Source organism: Pedobacter hiemivivus, assembly GCF_005144565.1.
GTDB lineage: Bacteria > Bacteroidota > Bacteroidia > Sphingobacteriales > Sphingobacteriaceae > Pedobacter > Pedobacter hiemivivus.
On sequence record NZ_SWDX01000014.1, the window covers coordinates 62,613 to 81,209 of the forward strand.

At 39.3% G+C, this 18,597-nt stretch carries 17 protein-coding genes; 4 read left to right on the forward strand and 13 right to left on the reverse strand.

Translation table 11 applies throughout. From position 1 onward, the window contains the following. Positions 1 to 36 precede the first annotated feature (36 nt). Positions 37 to 1,593, reverse strand: a complete 1,557-nt coding sequence (locus FBD94_RS23985) for a glycoside hydrolase family 10 protein (RefSeq protein ID WP_136882101.1) — start codon at positions 1,591 to 1,593, stop codon at positions 37 to 39. A gap of 177 nt (positions 1,594 to 1,770) precedes the next feature. Between FBD94_RS23985 and FBD94_RS23990 the strand changes: the two genes are divergently transcribed. After that, positions 1,771 to 2,679 (forward strand): hypothetical protein, encoded by a 909-nt coding sequence (locus FBD94_RS23990; protein ID WP_136882102.1) that lies wholly within the window; start codon positions 1,771 to 1,773, stop codon positions 2,677 to 2,679. On the opposite strand, the gene FBD94_RS23995 is transcribed toward FBD94_RS23990, so the two are convergent. Genes FBD94_RS23995 through FBD94_RS24010 form a run of 4 tightly spaced genes read right to left on the reverse strand, consistent with a single transcriptional unit; the run spans position 2,671 to position 8,389 of the window. Then, the gene (locus FBD94_RS23995; RefSeq protein WP_235884642.1) at positions 2,671 to 6,393 is read right to left on the reverse strand and encodes a sensor histidine kinase; all 3,723 of its coding nucleotides are present in this window, start codon (positions 6,391 to 6,393) and stop codon (positions 2,671 to 2,673) included. The genes FBD94_RS23990 and FBD94_RS23995 overlap by 9 nt on opposite strands. Before the next feature lie 35 nt (positions 6,394 to 6,428). Next, the gene (gene fabD / locus FBD94_RS24000) at positions 6,429 to 7,307 is read right to left on the reverse strand and encodes an ACP S-malonyltransferase (protein ID WP_136882103.1); all 879 of its coding nucleotides are present in this window, start codon (positions 7,305 to 7,307) and stop codon (positions 6,429 to 6,431) included. A 26-nt stretch (positions 7,308 to 7,333) separates the two neighbouring features. Beyond that, positions 7,334 to 7,966, reverse strand: coding sequence for a GTP cyclohydrolase I FolE (folE, locus tag FBD94_RS24005; RefSeq protein WP_131612002.1), 633 nt, complete (start codon positions 7,964 to 7,966; stop codon positions 7,334 to 7,336). Between the two features lie 9 nt (positions 7,967 to 7,975). Then, complete coding sequence (locus FBD94_RS24010; RefSeq protein WP_131612004.1) at positions 7,976 to 8,389, reverse strand: 6-pyruvoyl trahydropterin synthase family protein; 414 nt, start codon at positions 8,387 to 8,389, stop codon at positions 7,976 to 7,978. A gap of 72 nt (positions 8,390 to 8,461) precedes the next feature. Between FBD94_RS24010 and mqnB the strand changes: the two genes are divergently transcribed. Together mqnB and FBD94_RS24020 are read left to right on the forward strand one after the other, a co-directional pair. Further along, the gene (gene mqnB, locus FBD94_RS24015) at positions 8,462 to 9,094 is read left to right on the forward strand and encodes a futalosine hydrolase (RefSeq protein WP_136882104.1); all 633 of its coding nucleotides are present in this window, start codon (positions 8,462 to 8,464) and stop codon (positions 9,092 to 9,094) included. A 34-nt stretch (positions 9,095 to 9,128) separates the two neighbouring features. Then, positions 9,129 to 9,974: a menaquinone biosynthesis family protein gene (locus FBD94_RS24020; protein WP_131612008.1), complete on the forward strand. Its 846-nt coding sequence runs from the start codon at positions 9,129 to 9,131 to the stop codon at positions 9,972 to 9,974. Here the strand turns inward: FBD94_RS24020 and FBD94_RS24025 are convergent. The 7 genes from FBD94_RS24025 to FBD94_RS24055 all read right to left on the reverse strand — a co-directional run bounded on the left by FBD94_RS24025 (position 9,971) and on the right by FBD94_RS24055 (position 15,847). Beyond that, entirely contained in the window at positions 9,971 to 10,348 is a 378-nt protein-coding gene (locus tag FBD94_RS24025; RefSeq protein WP_131612010.1) for a hypothetical protein, read from the reverse strand. The genes FBD94_RS24020 and FBD94_RS24025 overlap by 4 nt on opposite strands. Before the next feature lie 4 nt (positions 10,349 to 10,352). Beyond that, positions 10,353 to 11,588: an ABC transporter permease gene (locus FBD94_RS24030; RefSeq protein ID WP_131612012.1), complete on the reverse strand. Its 1,236-nt coding sequence runs from the start codon at positions 11,586 to 11,588 to the stop codon at positions 10,353 to 10,355. 17 nt (positions 11,589 to 11,605) lie between these two features. Continuing rightward, positions 11,606 to 12,244, reverse strand: a complete 639-nt coding sequence (locus FBD94_RS24035) for an MBL fold metallo-hydrolase (RefSeq protein WP_136882105.1) — start codon at positions 12,242 to 12,244, stop codon at positions 11,606 to 11,608. A 10-nt stretch (positions 12,245 to 12,254) separates the two neighbouring features. Further along, positions 12,255 to 12,839, reverse strand: a complete 585-nt coding sequence (gene gldD / locus FBD94_RS24040; RefSeq protein ID WP_136882106.1) for a gliding motility lipoprotein GldD — start codon at positions 12,837 to 12,839, stop codon at positions 12,255 to 12,257. Position 12,840: 1 nt separating this feature from the next. Then, complete coding sequence (locus tag FBD94_RS24045; protein WP_136882107.1) at positions 12,841 to 13,584, reverse strand: shikimate dehydrogenase family protein; 744 nt, start codon at positions 13,582 to 13,584, stop codon at positions 12,841 to 12,843. Between the two features lie 26 nt (positions 13,585 to 13,610). Further along, positions 13,611 to 14,378 carry a phosphosulfolactate synthase gene (locus tag FBD94_RS24050; RefSeq protein WP_131612020.1) on the reverse strand — a complete coding sequence of 256 codons (768 nt, stop codon included), beginning with the start codon at positions 14,376 to 14,378 and terminating at the stop codon, positions 13,611 to 13,613. A gap of 65 nt (positions 14,379 to 14,443) precedes the next feature. Further along, positions 14,444 to 15,847, reverse strand: coding sequence for a tetratricopeptide repeat protein (locus tag FBD94_RS24055; RefSeq protein WP_131612022.1), 1,404 nt, complete (start codon positions 15,845 to 15,847; stop codon positions 14,444 to 14,446). A gap of 284 nt (positions 15,848 to 16,131) precedes the next feature. Between FBD94_RS24055 and amaB the strand changes: the two genes are divergently transcribed. Next, positions 16,132 to 17,670, forward strand: a complete 1,539-nt coding sequence (gene amaB, locus FBD94_RS24060; RefSeq protein ID WP_136882108.1) for an L-piperidine-6-carboxylate dehydrogenase — start codon at positions 16,132 to 16,134, stop codon at positions 17,668 to 17,670. Between the two features lie 168 nt (positions 17,671 to 17,838). Here amaB and FBD94_RS24065 read toward each other — a convergent pair whose 3' ends face one another. Next, positions 17,839 to 18,471: a GIN domain-containing protein gene (locus FBD94_RS24065; protein WP_131612025.1), complete on the reverse strand. Its 633-nt coding sequence runs from the start codon at positions 18,469 to 18,471 to the stop codon at positions 17,839 to 17,841. Between the last annotated feature and the right edge of the window lie 126 nt (positions 18,472 to 18,597).

Below are 18,597 nucleotides of genomic sequence, written 5' to 3' on the forward strand. Positions count from 1 at the left end.
TGATAGTCATTTTTGTACGGTCGTCACGCAGCAGCCTTATTCAGCACTAGCAAGCTCCTTTGTCTGAATTCCTACGGGTCCACTCGGCTCACTTTCATTCTTTAACCGATCCAATGCCGTGACCAGGTAATTATAACGCTTTCCCTTTTCTACATTGGTATCTATAAACTTAGTAAAGTCTTCGAACCTAATCCTGATGATGTTCTTTGCATCCAGCACATCAATCTTTTCTCCTTCATTAAATCGATAGATTACATAACCGGAAGCCGTTTCGCCATCTGCTGCTTTTAATGGTTTTTCCCAGCTTAAGTGAACGCCATCGACATGTGCTTCAGCAATGAGATTGAGCGGTTGATTAGGAACCACATCATCCAACCATGGCATTTGTGGTGGCAGGGCCGGATATTTATAGAAGTTATTCTTAAGAGAATCGCCAAAAGCCCGTCCAACAGTAGAGAAAGACTTAGAACTAAAGAATACGCTTCCCTGTATCAGGTTACTCTTTCGGATATGTCTGATTTGGTTAGGAATCTGATTAGATAAAGCCCAGGCAGCTTCCTTCTTTGACGTTCCGTTGTGGATCAAATAAGGGCCCTGTCCGATGTATAAATGCCTGCCATAGGTATTATTCGTCCACCAGTCTACAATGGTCGCAAAAGGCGCTGCCTTACGCGTAAAACTAAAATATACCTGTGGATTAATATAGTCTACCCAACCTTCTTTAATCCATTTGCGGGAATCCGCGTACAGTTCAGAATAATTAGACAGGCCATTGGTTGCAGATCCGAGGCTATCCTCAGAAAGATTTTTCCAGATCCCAAAAGGGCTTACGCCAAACTTCACATACTTTTTATAATGATGGATACTATCATCGAGCTGTTTGATCAGCAAATCAACATTGTTCCGGCGCCAATCGCTCACATTCGTAAAGCCATTCGGGTATTTGTTAAAAGTTGTGGCATCATTTATCGTTTGACCAGCTATTTTATATGGATAGAAGTAATCGTCGAAATGAATCCCATCAACATCATATCCCTTTATCACATCCAAAATCACTTGAACAATATATTCCCTTACTTCGGGTATTCCCGGATCGAATTGTTTCTTACCGCCATACACGAAAAACAAATCGGGACGTTTTCGTGTCATATGATCAGCACTAACCACCGTGTTGGCACTCATAGTTGCGCGATAAGGATTAAACCAGGCATGGAGCTCCATCCCCCTAAAATGAGCTTCTTTAATCGCAAACTCCAATGGATCGTAACCCAGAGCTGGCGCTACGCCCTGTTTGCCCATTAGCCATTGACTCCAGGGCTCTCTTGATTTAGCATAAAATGCATCCGCAGCAGGACGTACCTGCAACATAATCGCATTCATACCATTTGCTTTATGCTGCTCCAACAGCCCAATTAGCTCCTGTTTTTGCTGGTCAACGCTAAGTCCAGGCTTAGATGGCCAATCAATATTAGCAACAGTTGCAACCCACACCCCTCTAAACTCTCTTTTTGGAGCAATTTTTGATGGGGTTTGCGCTATTAGGGAAATGGGGATTATAACTGATAATAGTGCATAAATTAGTATTTTAAACATCTTTTGTAATTAGTGGTGATTAAAATTGGTTTCATTTTGTTGTGTTCAGTAGACAGTATTCGCTCTGAATCTAGCAATTAAACGATTTTTTTCTAGCTCTTATACAAATTGAGTGTTTTTTTACCTAATCCTGCATTTTATGGCCTTCCCTCTTTAACAGCTTATTTGAATTAAAAAATGTCAAACCAAAATGATACTGTCAATAGAGGTGACCGCAACAAAATTTATTTTTTGATTGTAGTTATTGCGGCTTTACTTGGCACTAACCTTTATCTATATATTAAAGATGAACAGCAAAACGGACGTTTTGTGTCCATTAATACCGAAAAAGACCGGCTACAACTAGAGGTCGAGAAAATTGAAGTGGAATTAGATAAAGCGAACGAGCTCAATTTAGTGCTGACTGGGAAGCTTCAGGAAGAGCAGCAATCAGCCAGGCAAAAGATAGCGGAGTTGAAGCTCGCTCTCCAAAAAGGCACCTTAACTCAGGCGAATTTAACCGCAGCCCAAAAAGAAGTTCGCGAACTAAGGCAATTTGTGAGCACCCACAACGAACAGATTCTTCGTTTGGAACAAGAAAACTTATTCTTAAAAACACAGCGGGATAGCTTAAAACAGTCCGTTAGTACGGAAAGGTTTAAGACAAACGAATTGGAGAAAAAGAATGCCGAACTGAATGCAAAAGTCAAAACAAGTGCGGCTTTAAAGGCAAACAATGTTCTGATTACAGCTTATAAGGTTAAAAGCAGTGGTAAAAACGTAGAAGTAACCCGCGCAAGCACCGCTAAAAAACTAAGCGTAAAATTCACTATCGTTCCTAATCAGCTTGCGGAGAAAAACAACCATACAGTTTACCTTCGCATTTTTGATCCTGTGGGTAACCTGATTGCCAATGAGCGCAACATGTTTGAAGCTGATGGGCAGGAAATGCAATACACCTCATCTACTTCCATAGCCTACTCTGGTGATGATACGGCTTACGTGATGGACTGGATTAATCCTAATCCCTTTATCAAGGGAGACTATTCCATCATTTTATACACAGATGGCTTTACCATGGGTAAGGCTTCCATTACCTTAAGATAAGGGAAAGCTAAGGTAAAATGTAGTACCTATATTGGTTACAGATTTAAAACCAACCGTCCCACCCGCATTTTCTACAGCTTGTTTAACAAACGCCAATCCTAATCCGGTTCCGGATGATTTAGTCGTGAAATTCGGCACGAATATCTTATCCTGCAGATAAGTATCTATTCCTTTTCCATTGTCCTCTACCTCTATAAATACATTCGATTCATCTTGAACAATACGAATCTTGATGACACATTTATGGTTTACATTACCAGCCTCAATTCCATTTTTTAGCAGATTATTAAAGGTTCGAAGCAATTGGTCTTTGTCGCCCAACACAACCAGCTCTGTAGTCGAATGATTAAAGATATAAATCTCGGCATCCTCCGTATTTGTAAAAACGTTCCTCGCCTGCTCAATGATCGGTAATAGCACCAGTTTTTCCAGCTTAGTATCAGGCATTTTTGCGAAATTTGAAAACTCCGAGGCTATGGTCGACAGGCTATCTATTTGCTCAATAAATGATTTATTAAACCTTTCAAACTTCTTTTCAAAATTAGGATCTCTCTCTTTCCATGATTTTTCGAGCAACTGAACACCTAATTTCAAGGGGGTCAGTGGGTTTTTAATCTCATGAGCAACCTGTTTAGCCATCTCTCTCCAAGCACTCTCCCGCTCTGAGCGTGCCAGCTTGGCGGCGCTCTCTTCCAGGGCAGCAATCATCTTATTGTACTCTTTTATTAAAGAGCCGATCTCATCATGTCGCGACCATTGAATAGGTTGATTCTTTTGCCCCAGCTTGGTTTTCCGGATACTATCCTGTATAAATGTAAGCGGACTGGTAATTTGGTTGGCCAGAAAAACAGCAAGGATACCTATGGCCACAAATACCAGCGCATAAATATTAATCAACGTATTGATAAAAAGGCCAATTTTACTTTGATAATCCGCTTCATTCCCATAATACGGCAATCCAATATAAGCGATAGTTTTATTCTCTGCGTTTCTTATCGGCGCATATGCTGATGCATACTTAAAATCACCAATCTGCTCTGAAGGATTAATATATTCTGATACTTGCTGTAATTTAAGATAGATGTAAGCCGTAGCCTCCATCTTTTTGCCAATAATCCCGAAGTCGTATATTTTTGGCAAGGAGGTAAAGCGAACATTACCATTGATGTCAAAAAGATTCAAGTAGGCCGCATTAACGTTAGCAAATTGATTAAAGTCAGCTTCAGTTTGATCGTTCGCATCAGGAATGGCACCAGCACTAAAAACCACTTTTTCGTAAGCAAGCTGAACTTTCCGGATCTTTTCTTTTATTAGGGTTTCCTGTTGTTTGCGGTACTCATCACGAATATAAAAATAAGTCGTCCAGCCTACGATCAATAAAGTAGCCACCACAGATAGTACAATGGAGAACTGAATCCGGGTTTTGTAAAGAATCTTATTGGCATTAATCATTAACGACCGGTTGATGTTAAACCAACCACCCCAGGTTTCATCTATGTTTTTGATGAGCCAGATCAAAGCATAAAGCGTAACCGAAAAAATAATAAAAACAAGGAAGAAAAATGACAGCGTAGCTAGCCTTACGACATAGGAAACGCGTTCCTTACTAATCACAATCATCTTGGAGCTGGCTGGCATATACACTAAATGGGTATAACCAAGCGTATCGCGAATAACTTCGCCCTTCCCAACCTCTCCTTTAAATCCTGCATTGGACAGTTTATAGGTAAATTTACCTGACTGGTTGATTAGCTTGCCCGAGTTGTAAAAAGCAAAAGAGTAACTGGTATAATCTTCCTCCCCTTTCACCTTGCCATCTACCAATATCTCTGGGAGCTGACTGTTATAATTGTACTGTGGGGATTTAAGATCTATCACCAATGTGCCCAACCTGTGGTTATCGACAAATATTGGTATGATCCCAAAATAATTCTGGTAGCCAAAAGTATAGTTTAACCTGTAGAAGGACCGCGATTCGGGTACCTTAACAGAGCCCGACTTTACTAAATCTTTATAATAACTGAGCGGAACGCCGTCTTTATTCGATATCGCAGAATCCTGTCGGTTATATTCATACAAATTGTACTCGTACTGTGTAAGGTATCCGCCTAGTAATATTTTATTAACATGTTTCTCCAAATCAAAGGTCCCATCTAGAATCGGCCTTTTAAAATACTCGGCAATAAATGCATCTGTAGAAACGGCCTTTTCCAGATTCTCAATAGAACTGATTATCTTTGGATCATCGGCATAACCCAATTTTTTAGCGATGTTGTAGCGCTTACTTTTATCCTTCTCATCAGTAAATCTCAAATATTTAATTGAGGTTATGAAAGCCAAACAGAAAAATAAGGCCGCAAATATCCCTATAGAGAACTTATCCCTTCTAATATAGACATTCCAGCCCATAATAAAAATGAATAGCGCATACGCGATAAAAAATATGCTAAATCCATTTTCTATTCTGTAGATGAGGTAGGCAAAAAAAGCGGCAAGGAATAAAATTAAACGGTCCTTGTTGGTTACATTGAGCTGCAATGTTTGCTGCATGGCAATGTTTCCAACCAGATAAACATTAAACCATACCAGGCATAGAATGAAAATGCTGATCCAGCTAATCCAGCCCAGGTTAACGATATTGGTGATATTGAAATTTATCTTCGAATTCATGATCAAGCCATGAAAAACCTGATCAAACAAAAATGCCAACCCTGAGAAAGCGATCAAAAGGATCAAATGCAAGATTATACCCCCTGTCTTACTTATAGCCAGCCAATTTGGAACTTTATATTTATCCCGATAAGTGTAAACGAACAAGACTACCCAGGTAATGGCAATTACATTAAGTAAAAAATCACCTAGAGAGGGAAGGAAAAAACTCTCCCCAAATATAGCTGGACTAAAGATCTGCAAGTTGAATTGGTGATTAAACCAGCCATATTCAAGGTCTGTAATCCTAACTACCAAAAAAAAGACCGCCAGCAATAACGTTCCGCTTAGTAAATGTCCTCTTCTAACCAACCAGGCACAAAAAGAGTTTAAAAACAGACAAAAACTGAAAAGGCCTACCACCCATAACCAGACTTCTATAGTTCCGTAAATGCTTTTAGATGCCTCCTGTTTTAATTTAACTTCAAACAAGGGCTCTCCTTTTAGATTTTTTATCCCATATACTTCTGGATCAGAATAAGTTGCCAGTAACAAGGAATTAGAAGGAGAAAGGTATTTTGAGATGATATTTTCGAGGAAATTATTTTGAATATCAAACTGACTCTTTACTTCAATTAGAAAAATAAGGATATAATCCCCCGAAGTCTTCTTGATCAGCTCATAAAAGCCATTGCGGAGTTTAACAAAAGAAGAACCCTCTTTAGCCGTCTTTGGATCAGCAGGAAATACATTGAATGAGCTCCAGAATTTAAGGTCTCGATTTTTATACACCAATAAGCTAAGCCCCTTATCGGAATAGCTTTTGATAAAATCTGCGCTGGCACGTTCGTTCTGATCAAACTGTTTAGCCCGCTCCACTTGAAGGGAATCCGAAAGGAAACTATAAATGGTTTGCTCTTTGGCTTTCAGGTTTTCCTGAAGCTGATGGGCATCGTACTTGAGCAGATCCCTTTTGGTGATCGAGTGTTTTAAGGATAAAGCTGTAACAATACAACAAGCGCCCAGTATTAATAAAAGAAATCTAATTTTACCTCTTATACTCACGCTTGTTATATTATTTAAGGATTCTTCATCTTTCACTAAGCTGAAGCAGAACTGGTCTGCACGGCTCTATTTACTTTTTTAACTAATCCCTGTAATACATTTCCCGGGCCAACTTCTACAAATTCATCAGCACCATCAGCAAGCATACGCTCAACTGTCTGTGTCCACTTCACTGCGCCTGTTAATTGTGTAATTAGGTTATTTTTTATTTTTTGAGGATCAACGTTTGGAGCCGGATCTACATTCTGATAAATAGGACATACTGGAGGAAGTACAGTTACTTTTTCTATTGCTTCCTGAAGTTCCAGACGTGCAGGCTCCATTAATGGCGAATGGAAAGCTCCACCAACATTAAGTTTCAGTGCGCGCTTTGCTCCAGCCTCAGTTAATTTTTGACAGGCAATATCTACACCTTCAATACTTCCAGAAATAACGATTTGTCCCGGGCAGTTATAATTAGCCGCTACAACTACTTCAGGAATCTCTTTACATACGTTTTCAACGATTTCATCTGCTAATCCAAGGATTGCAGCCATTGTTGAAGGCTCTAATTCACAAGCTTTCTGCATCGCATTTGCACGAGTGATTACCAATCTCAGTCCATCTTCGAAAGATAGTGCATTAGCTGCAACAAGGGCCGAGAATTCGCCTAATGAATGTCCAGCTACCATATCCGGCTTAAAAGCATCACCTAAGGTTTTAGCAAGAATTACGGAATGAAGGAATATCGCAGGTTGAGTAACTTTAGTTTGCTTCAACTCTTCGTCACTACCAGAGAACATGATATCGCTAATGCGGAAACCGATGATTTCATTGGCTCGCTCAAATAACGCTTTTGCAACTTCGTTTTCGTAAAGTTCTTTACCCATGCCCGAAAACTGAGCGCCCTGGCCTGGAAATATATATGCTTTCATTTGTTTTATGTTTGTTTTAAACTCTGCTAATGCAGATTAGCTGTAATTAGTCTTAAAAACTCTGCTCTTGTCTTATCTTTTGCGAATTCGCCCGTAAAAGCTGAAGTGGTGGTTACAGAATTTTGTTTCTGTATCCCTCTCATTGCCATACATAGGTGTTTACATTCAATAACAACGGCAACACCAGCAGGCATTAAAGTATCTTGTATACAGTCTCTGATTTCGTTTGTTAAACGCTCTTGTACCTGTAACCTCCTTGCAAACGCATCAACAATACGAGGGATTTTGCTTAAACCAACGATATGGCCATTTGGAATATAGGCAATATGGGCTTTCCCAAAAAATGGAAGCATGTGATGCTCGCACATAGAGAAAACCTCTATATCCTTAACCACTACCATTTGACTATAATCCTCTCTAAACATTGCTGAGCGTAATATTTCTGCCGGATTAAGGTCATAACCATGGGTAAGAAACTGTAAGGCCTTGGCCACACGCTCAGGCGTTTTCACTAGACCTTCGCGGCTTGGATCTTCACCCAATTGACCCAAAATATCTTTATAATGATCTGCTACTGCAGCTATTTTATCTTCGTTATAGCGGTCAATTTTAATATACCCGCTATCCTCTTCCTCCTCGAAACGTTGTATGTTGTCCATTATGTACAGTTATTGACCGAAGTATTCAACAAAGTTGTTTTCAGTCTCGTAAATTTTTATGCTATGTAACTGCGCGCCCGATTCGGCGATCAGGTCGGCCAATTGTTCCCAGATGGCAATAGCCAGATTTTCTGTTGAAGCCAATTTGCCCTTCATAAAATCAACGTCAAGGTTCAAGTTTCTATGATCAATTTTATCAACGACATAAGTGTTGGTGATATCTTTCAGCCATTTCAGGTCTACCAAAAAACCTGTTTCCGGATTAATTTCTCCCTTAACGGTTACATACAATTGGTAGTTATGACCATGCCAGTTTGGATTGGCACATTTGCCATAAACTTCAGTATTTTTATCGTCAGTCCAATCTGGTCTGGATAATTTATGCGCTGCGTTAAATGATGCTTTTCTGGTTATATAAATCATTATCTGTTATATTATCGACAAATATACGCAGAAAGCTTAAAGTAGAAAGGTTAAATATCTAACTTAGCTAGCATGAAGATTCTTTTGGTTGCCGCAACAAGGGCTGAGATCGCTTTATTAGCCACACACTTCCATTTACCGGATCAGGATTTTGTGCGCACGAAAGACTTTGACATTTTGGTTACAGGTGTTGGGATGACCGCTACGGCTTTTGCCCTGGGCAAGCACCTATCCAACCATTACAAATTGGTTCTAAATCTCGGTATTGCCGGCGCTTTTGATCGCAACATCCCTTTAGGAACTGTGGTAAATGTAACCACAGATGAGTTTTCCGAACTAGGCGCCGAAAATGGAGCTGATTTTTTGACTATTGACGAATTGGGTTTTGGCAAAGCCAGATATAGCGCCATAAACAATTTGCTACACGATGGTGTAGAAAAGCTACAAAAAGCGCATGGCATAACCGTAAACAAGGTCCACGGAGAGGAGAATAGCATCCTTAAAGTAATAAAGCAAAGTAACCCTGCAGTGGAAAGTATGGAAGGTGCTGCTGTGATTTACGCTTGCGAAAAAGAATCTTTACCCGTCCTTCAGATCCGCAGCATATCCAATTATGTTGAACCTCGGAATAAGGAAAAATGGCAGATTGGTCTGGCTATAAAGAACCTTAACGAATGGGCCATTGGATTTTTGACAAATACATAACCATTGCTTTTCGCATAGTCCTTACCTTTACAAGATGAAACTTAGTCTTGGCTTTTCCCCCTGTCCTAATGACACCTTCATTTTCGATGCCCTGATCCATCATAAAATCGATACTGAAGGTTTAGAATTTGAAGTTTTTTTTGACGATGTGGAAACACTAAATCAAAAAGCACTGAGGGGGGAGTTGGACATCACAAAACTTAGTTTTCACGCTTTCGCTTATGTCCATGAGCAATATGCACTGCTAGATGCAGGTAGTGCCCTTGGTTTTGGTGTAGGTCCACTACTCATTTGCCATGATGAAAACATAGTTGCCCAGCGGGAACAATTAAATCCCAAATATAAAGTCGGCATCCCAGGTAAATATACCACTGCGAATTTCTTGTTGGGAATTGCATTCCCCCATTTGACAAATAAACAGGAAATGGTTTTCTCAGACATAGAAACTTCTTTATTGGAAGATAAAATTGATCTGGGCTTAATTATCCACGAAAACCGATTTACCTATACTGAAAAAGGGCTGCATAAAATCGTCGATCTGGGCAATTACTGGGAGCAACTCACAGGATGCGCCATTCCTTTAGGCGGGATTGTCATCAACAGAGCCCTAGATCAGACAACCAAAGAAAAGGTAAACAGATTGATTAAAAAATCGGTAGAGTTTGCCTTCGCCAACCCAAAATCAGGCCTGGATTTCATCAAGCAACATGCGCAGGAAATGAGTGAAGAAGTAATGTACAAACACATCGAACTCTATGTCAATAAATATAGCATCGAACTGGGCGAAGAAGGACGAAAAGCCATCGATGTGTTGTTTAAAATGGCTCAGGAAAGAGATTTGATTACCCCCATTAAACAAAACATCTACCTGATCCCTTAGTTACAAGGGCCATCAGGTATCTCTTTTGTAATCTTAAGCAATTTGGTCACCACCAATGTCGAATCATAATCAGCAGACATATTCAGGCTGTCTGATTTTATGGTGTGGCACTCCACCTCTACATATACCGGCTCGTAAGGTTTTTCGAAACCAAGGTTGTTATAAGCCAGTTCAAGCGTTTTTGCGCTATCGGCAACCCAGTATTCATTCCCGTCTTCACAATCTGTGAATGACTTTATTTCTGGGCCGTAACTATACAACCCCTTCATCGTACGTGTGACATTCTCTTGAACCTCGCCAGGCTTAGGATTACAAGCAGCAATCGCAACAACAATTGCTATTAATAAAAATAGTGGACGCTTAAATATATTCATGATTTTAAAGATCTTGATTTAAATGATTTACCTTCTTGACACTCAAGTTAGATGACAAAGCTGATGCCATAAAAGAAAAAACAGTTACTGTTATAAATACTAGCAAAAAATCTTTCCATTTTAAAGCAACAGGGTAAGCACTGGTAATAATCAAATTGTCTTGAGACATTTTTACTAGGCCCAACTTCTGCTGCAACAGACAAAAGATTAAGCCTACAATTAAACCGGAGATGCAGCCGGCCATGGTAATCATCATTCCTTCAAATAGGAAAATACGTTTGATTAAGGTCTTTCCCGCCCCTAAACTACTAAGAATGGCAATATCCTTTAGTTTATCAATGACAAGCATGGTTAAAGAGCCTATGATGTTAAATATAGCAATGATTAATATAAAGGTCAGGATGATATATACTGCCCATTTTTCGCTCCCTAAAATATTATACAGCACTGTATTTTGTTGTATTCTATTTTTTACCTCGAAGTCTTTTCCAATCTGATCTTCAATGCGGGCTTTAAATTCATCTGGCTCGATTCCTTGTTGCAAATTAATTTCAATAGAGGAGATCTTTACTGGTTCTTCGAGTAGCTTTCGCGCAAACCTTAAGGGTACAATAGCCACATTATCGAAATCTTGCTGGACTTCAAAAACACCGGAAACGGGGATAGAAAGAATGGTAAAGTCATCAGCAGGGTTAATTGAGCCGCTTTGATTGCTTTTCTTTTTTGGAGAAAACACCTGAAGTGGATTAAATGGATCAGTGGTATTTACCATTAGATAAGTCTGAATTGCCGAACCTATAACCGCATAATTCAAGCTTTTGTTTTCTAATTTAAACACCCCATCAACCGCAATGCTATCCAGGCTCTTATTTTTTAAATAATCCGGACTCACGCCTTTAACCAAGCCTACCGATTGCTTGTCATTATACCTTAACAGCGCATTTTCTGACAGTACTTCGGTATAAGAATAAATCTCCTTTTTCTTTTTTAGTTCATTAAAATATGCCGTATTCGGATCGAACGTTTTGCCTCGAACGGGTGAAATAACAAGCTCTGGCGTAATGGTATTGAACATTTTTAACACCACTTGCTCAAAGCCATTAAACACGGACAATATAATGATCAAAGCAGCGCTACCCACAAAAACACCAGCTGCCGAAATTGCAGAGATGATGTTGATGGCATTGGTAGATTTTTTTGCAAAAAGATACCTGCGTGCTATGTAAAATGGTGTATTCAATACTTATGAACTAATACTTATTGCAAAAATGGATTGTGTAATTTTTCAAAACCTATAGTTGTAGATTGACCATGTCCTGGGTAAACCTTGCAATCATCTGGCAATATAAACAAGTTATTTTTGATACTATTGATTAATTGTGAATGGTTCCCCCCAGGAAGGTCTGTACGGCCAATACTGGAATAAAACAATACATCACCACCAATTAAAAAGTTATCCGCCGCAGCATAGAAACATAAATGCGCCGGTGAATGCCCAGGTGCAAAGATGAGTTCTAATTGGCTATTGCCAAATTTCACTATCCCTGTTTCCTCCAAAAACACTTCTGGTTCAGGCGAAAGTTCATAGTGTAAGCCCATCTGAGGTACATAACCTGGAATAGCTTGCAACACATATAGCTCGCCTTTATGAAATTGAGGCTTTAATTCCCAATTGTCGAAAACAAACTTATTACCAAATACATGATCATAATGACAATGCGTATTTAGTAAAAGTACAGGCTTAAGTTTCTGCTCTTTAATAAAGTTCACCACTGCATTTTGCTCTTCTGCATCATACATTCCCGGATCTATGATTACACATTCGCCGGTCTCATCAAACAGAACATATGTGTTTTCCCTTACAGGGTTAAAGGTGAATTGTTTAATACTTATCATTATTTTATTATTAATTTTTCCATTTGAATGTACTGATCATACGATCAATATCTTTTTTAATAAAGTTAACTACCGGCTGAATCGAATCGTACTGAGGTCGCTCATTAAAATACAAAGCTCCTCTAAAGTAATGCTTCACACTGTCTGTTAAAAAGAACTGCACCGAAGATGCGGTATTCCCTTCAATGGCATAATAAACACCATAAACCTTTTTTTCAGGGTAATTAATTAGCTTTTGATCAATGGCATTTGCTTTCACAGTATGTTTAAAAGCAAATGTGCGGGCATCCTCTACTAAATTTTCATACTCCTTTTTTGAAGAGATATCATAATAGGTTAAATGCAACCGACCATTGAATTGAGGAAAACTAACATTGTACCAGCATGGCTGGGTGTCGGTACTGCTATCGGCAACCAGCGTTGCATATTTTGGATAATCAAATGAAAAGGGACAATCCTTATCGTAGTTCTGATAAGCCTTAGCCGGAAAATCTATCTTAAAATATCCTCTTGGCTTAGGGGTATAGCTATTGTTGTTACAGGCAGAAAGCGCCAATAAGCAAGCGAACATGAGGATAAAAGAATAGTTTCTCATTTTATGGATTCCAAATCTCCCAGGAACGTATCGCCTGAAGATGCAACATTTCAAGTCCGTTTTTTGTTTTTCCACCTCTTTCCCTTACCTCTTTTAGAAAGATAGTCTCTGCAGGATTGTAAACCAAATCGTACGCAACATGTCTGTCAGTTAAATAAGCATAAGGAATATCTGGGTAAGTATCTGCATTGGGCGACATTCCCAGAGGCGTAGTATTGATCAGTACAGTGTGTTCCTGAAGTAGCTTTTCATCAACTGCATCATACAGAATACAGCCTTCAGCGGGCTTCCTGGTGACAACCAGAAAGGAAATATTCAATTTATTTAATACGTACTTTACCGCTTTTGCAGCTCCCCCATCACCAAATATCAATGCTTTTTGATGATAAGGTTCCAGTAAAGGCTTTAGCGACTCTTCGAAACCATAGGCATCTGTATTGTAGCCCTTAAGCCACCGCCCATCCTCAGTTCTTTTTATGGAAATGCAGTTTACAGCTCCTATTTCAGTTGATGCTTCATCCATTTCATTTAAAAATGGCAATACCTGAACCTTATAGGGAATAGTTACATTGATACCACAAAGCGCCTTATCTTCAGTAATCAGGCTCGAAAAGAGTCCAATTTCGGGTATAGGATATAACTCATATTCACAATCCGAGATTTGTTCTTCCCTAAATTTATCGCCAAAAAACTTCTTCGAAAAAGAATGTGATAAAGGGTAACCTATTAAACCAAATTTTCTCATTTATAGCTTTAGATGGGTTTAAGGAACTATTTCCCCAGGTTCAAAAAATGATCAAAGGTATCACCTCTAAGTCCAAGGCGTATAGTTTCCAAAGGGATAACTTCTGCAGGTGCAATATTACCAATATTTACATTGGCGCCCAGCAATTTGATAAACCAAACTTGTTGTTCCTTTTGCGGAGCTTCCCAGATAATTGTTTCTTCAGGTATTTGGGTTAAAATCTCATCTACCAAACCTTCACGAACTTCTCCTGAGCCTCTGTAAATACCAACATTTCCACCCTCTCTTGCTTCAGCAATAACCTTCCATGATCCGGCCTCGATCTCTGCATTCATCAATTTAATCCATTTATATGGCGCAAATATTTTGGTTGCATCTTTAGAGCCTACTTCAGAAATTACGGTAACCTGCTGAGCTAGTTTTTGAATAAATTCGCATTTTAAATCATGCTCAATTGTAATAGAGCCATCCGAAACCTCGGCATACTCCATACCAAACTGATCCAACACACGACGATAGTCATCAAACTGGTCGCGTATCACAAAAGCTTCAAAAAGTGTTCCGCCAAAATAAGTTGGGATTCCGGCATCTCTATAGATCTGAAGTTTCTCTTTTAAATTAGGGGTAACAAAGGAAGTAGCCCATCCAAGCTTCACAATATCAGTATGCGTTCCGGCAACCTCTATAAAATCTTCTGTCTGTCTTAAGCTTAATCCCTTATCCATAACCATTGTAATTCCTTTATTACGTGGTTTAACAGGACGCTCGGGTATGTTATTCAATTGGTAATTCATATAGGTCACAAAGGTGAAAAAAAATAGACAGTTTTTATCAATACTATCTAATAAAAGGCACAGTACTATTTAATATACCTATTGATAACTTCGATAATTGAGCTGTTATCTTGCAATTGCGGCAAGTACTCAAATAAAATATAATGCTTTTCAGGGTCAGTAACCAAGGCCGTTTCAAGATACACAAGCGCTTCATTCTTTTTCCCAAGGGCAAACAAATAAGCCACCATACGGTAATACAACTCGGCAGCATCAGGATTGTTTTTTATGGCATCTAAAATCGTTTCAGATGCTTCCAGCAACTTACCTTGCTCATACAATACGGTCGAAAAATCCAACCATGCCTCTACATCTACCGGATTATACTCAAGTACTTTATGGTAGGCTGCAACGGATTCATCTATCTGTCCGAGTTTGTAATGCGCATCTGCCATAGCAAACCAGAAATCTGGGTTTTCACCATCCAGCTCAAGGGCCTTTCTATAAAAATGCAAGGACTCAAAATAACGCTCCTCAAAGTTAAGTGTAACGCCTATTCCAAACCATGCATCAGCCATCTTAGGATCCATTTTCACAGATTTCTTATAGTATGACCTGGCTTCGTCCATCTTTTCTAACTTCTCATAGCACTCCCCAATGGCACAATAGGTATCGGCATTAGGTGGTTCGTATTCAAAAGTTTGTATATAAACTTCAATGGCCTCCGTATAACGATCCAACTGAACCAGGGCATTGCCCTTGTTGTAATAGGCAGAAGCAAAGTTGTCTTTTATTAAGATAGCGTAATCGTAAGCATCAATGGCTTTCTCAAACAGATCCAGTTTATGAAAAGAGTTGGCAAGGTTATACCATGCCGCATAAGAATATGGGTCGTTATCAATATATTCTTGATAAAACTTGATACTCTCTTCCTGTTTATCCAAAATATCGTAACAAAAAGCCAGTTCGTACAAACCGTCTTTGTTTTCCATATTTTGCTCTAAGCTTTGTTTAATGTATACAATTGCGCTTTCATAGTCCAGCATATTCTGATAGACATAAGCAATCTGCAAAAGAATTTCATCCGTTGATTCTGCAAAGCCTAGTGCGATCTGAAAGTTCTCCAGTGCTTCCGAGTATCTTTCGAGGCTGTTGTAGATGTTTCCTCTTAAAATATAGATCTCTGCTTCCGAAGCTTCCAGCATTTCAGCTTTCTGCAAGGATAAAAATGCGCGTTCCGTTTGATCTGTTATAAACAGCAACTGTGCTTGTTTAACTAAAAAAACCGCAGCATATGGATGTTGATTTACTGCATACTCTATCACCTGCAACGCCTTTACTGGATCGCTCTTCTCAATATAGTAATCAATAATATTTTCAAAAGCCTGGGCATCAAAAAAATACTGATCCTGATTGCGTATCATCTCCTCGTAACGCTCAACTGATCGTTGGGCATCATCACTAAAATCAAAGTAAAATTCCTCTTCCATGTATCGAATAATTAAAGAACAGATCCCTTTTTGTTAAATACATCATAAGTTTACAACTATTATAGTTGGGATAAGCGAAATAATTTTCAACATACACACAACCTAACAGTTAACTGACTGATTATATTAATCATGCGAGTGGTCTCTGATCAGTATTATTTTACAAAAGAACGCAACATTATCTGAAATCAGGTAAAATTCAAGTCACGAAACTCATTTAGAGGTTCTCCTTACCAACCTTCCATTATTTTTTTTGTTGATTTGTATACCTAACCATTTATGTCATGCAAAATAATATCAGTACCGTTTTAAAAAATTTAGGCGTTCTTGATCTAAATCCGGCCTTTAGCACGGGCATCAATTGGAGCGCTTCGGCAAACGCAAAAACGATAGATAGTCTTTCTCCTGTTGATGGAAAAAAGATCGCTAGTGTACAATTAGCTACCGCTGAAGATTATGAAGCTGTAGTAAAAAAGGCTGAAGAAGCATTTATTTTCTGGCGTAGCTTACCGGCTCCAAAAAGGGGTGACATCGTGCGTCAATTTGGTGATGCATTGCGCTTGCACAAAGAAGATCTTGGCACATTGGTATCTTATGAGATGGGGAAAAGTTTGCAGGAAGGCTTTGGTGAGGTACAGGAGATGATTGATATCTGCGATTTTGCCGTTGGTCTTTCGCGTCAGCTTTATGGATTAACGATGCACTCCGAACGACCGAATCACCGAATGTACGAGCAATGGCACCCTATGGGAATCGTAGGCATCATATCTGCATTTAATTTTCCTGTTGCCGTATGGAGCTGGAATACGGCTCTGGCTTGGGTATGTGGTAATGTTTGCGTCTGGAAACCTTCTTCAAAAACGCCATTATGTGGGGTTGCCTGTCAGCATATTATTGCAACAGTACTTAAAAACAACGATATGCCTGAAGGCATCAGTAACTTGCTAATTGGAAATGCGGTTGGCGACCTAATCAACAACGACAAACGTATCCCTTTGGTTTCTTTTACTGGCTCTACCCGTATTGGCCGTGTGGTTTCATCAGCAGTAGCGGGCAGATTTGGAAGAAGCATTCTCGAGTTGGGCGGTAACAATGCCATTATCATCTCTAAAGATGCGGATATAGATATGTCCATCATTGGAGCCGTTTTCGGAGCGGTGGGTACAGCGGGTCAACGTTGTACATCTACCAGACGATTGATTATCCACGAAGATATTTACGAAGACTTTAAAAATAAATTGACTAAAGCATACGGGCAATTACGCATTGGCGATCCACTGGATCAGCACAATCATGTAGGCCCACTCATTGATACCGCAGCGGTAGATATGTATACGCATGCGATCGAAAAAGGTAAAAAAGAAGGTGCTAAATTTATAGTAGAAGGCGGCGTATTGAACGGCAATCCATACCAATCGGGTTGTTATGTAAAACCTTGTGTAGCAGAAGTAGAAAACCATTACGAGATTGTTCAGGAAGAAACCTTTGCGCCTATCCTCTATCTCATCAAATATAAGACACTCGATCAGGCCATTTCCTTACAAAATGGCGTTCCTCAAGGCTTATCATCTGCAATCATGACCTTAAACCTACGCGAAGCAGAACAGTTTTTATCTGTAGCAGGTTCTGATTGCGGAATTGCGAATGTAAATATCGGAACATCAGGAGCCGAAATTGGTGGTGCATTTGGTGGTGAGAAAGAAACTGGTGGTGGTAGGGAAAGTGGCTCGGATGCTTGGAAAGCTTATATGCGCCGACAAACCAATACCATCAATTACTCAAATACTTTACCATTGGCTCAGGGGATTAAATTCGATCTTTAGTACAGTGATCAAGTCGCCACCTTACAACCAGTCGTCATCCTGTAGCCGATTGTAGCCGATCGTCATGCTGAGAGCCTAACCTAAGCTAACCCAGCATGTATATACAAAAATGGCCAGAGAATATAAGTTCTCTGGCCATTTTTGTATAGTATGGTCTCTGTGTCCGTCTTATTTCGTTTTATTACCAGCAAGCACTGTATCTCTTGGAATCTCGGTTGAATACTCTGTTGCTAAAACCTGACCATCGGCTGCAGTAACTGTGGTTTTTAATGCTGCAAATTTATCCATTTTTAATTTAGCAATGCTTCCTTTAGTTACCGTGTGATCTTTTGAAGTTCCTTTTAAACGAAGTGAAGAGTTGTCCTTTACTACAGTATATAAGCTCGCGATATCACCATTTACATAAGCGCTGGCTTTATCTTTTAAAAATACCTGAAGCACTTTGGAAGTAAATTTACCCCTGGTATTTACGATTGCTTTTTGGCAGGCATCAATCCGTTGTAAATCTTTCACATAAACAACAATGTCGATCATCTCCTTCTCTGTTGTTGTAATATACAACTTGTCGGCTTTTTGAATGATAGTAGTAGTTTCCTTGTTGTAGTTCTCAGGCATCATTACATGTGGCTTGTTAGACTGGATCAATACAACTCTTGCGTTCCCTGAAACGATCACTTTATTAAAGTCTACCGATGTTGCAAGATTAATACTTTTTTCAGTTGCTGATGAACTGAAAGTTGATGTGGCTAAAACGATTAATGTTAAAGCTGAGGCGAATAATGTTTTTGCTAAAGTTTTCATATTTTTTAGTTTTTAAGTTTTTCAAATTGTTTACATATAAGTCGCCTGAAACGGCGAAACGTTACAGCATTTTTTATGCTTTTAGGCAACATGAATGTAATACCCGACCAACAGCCTTTTTTTTTC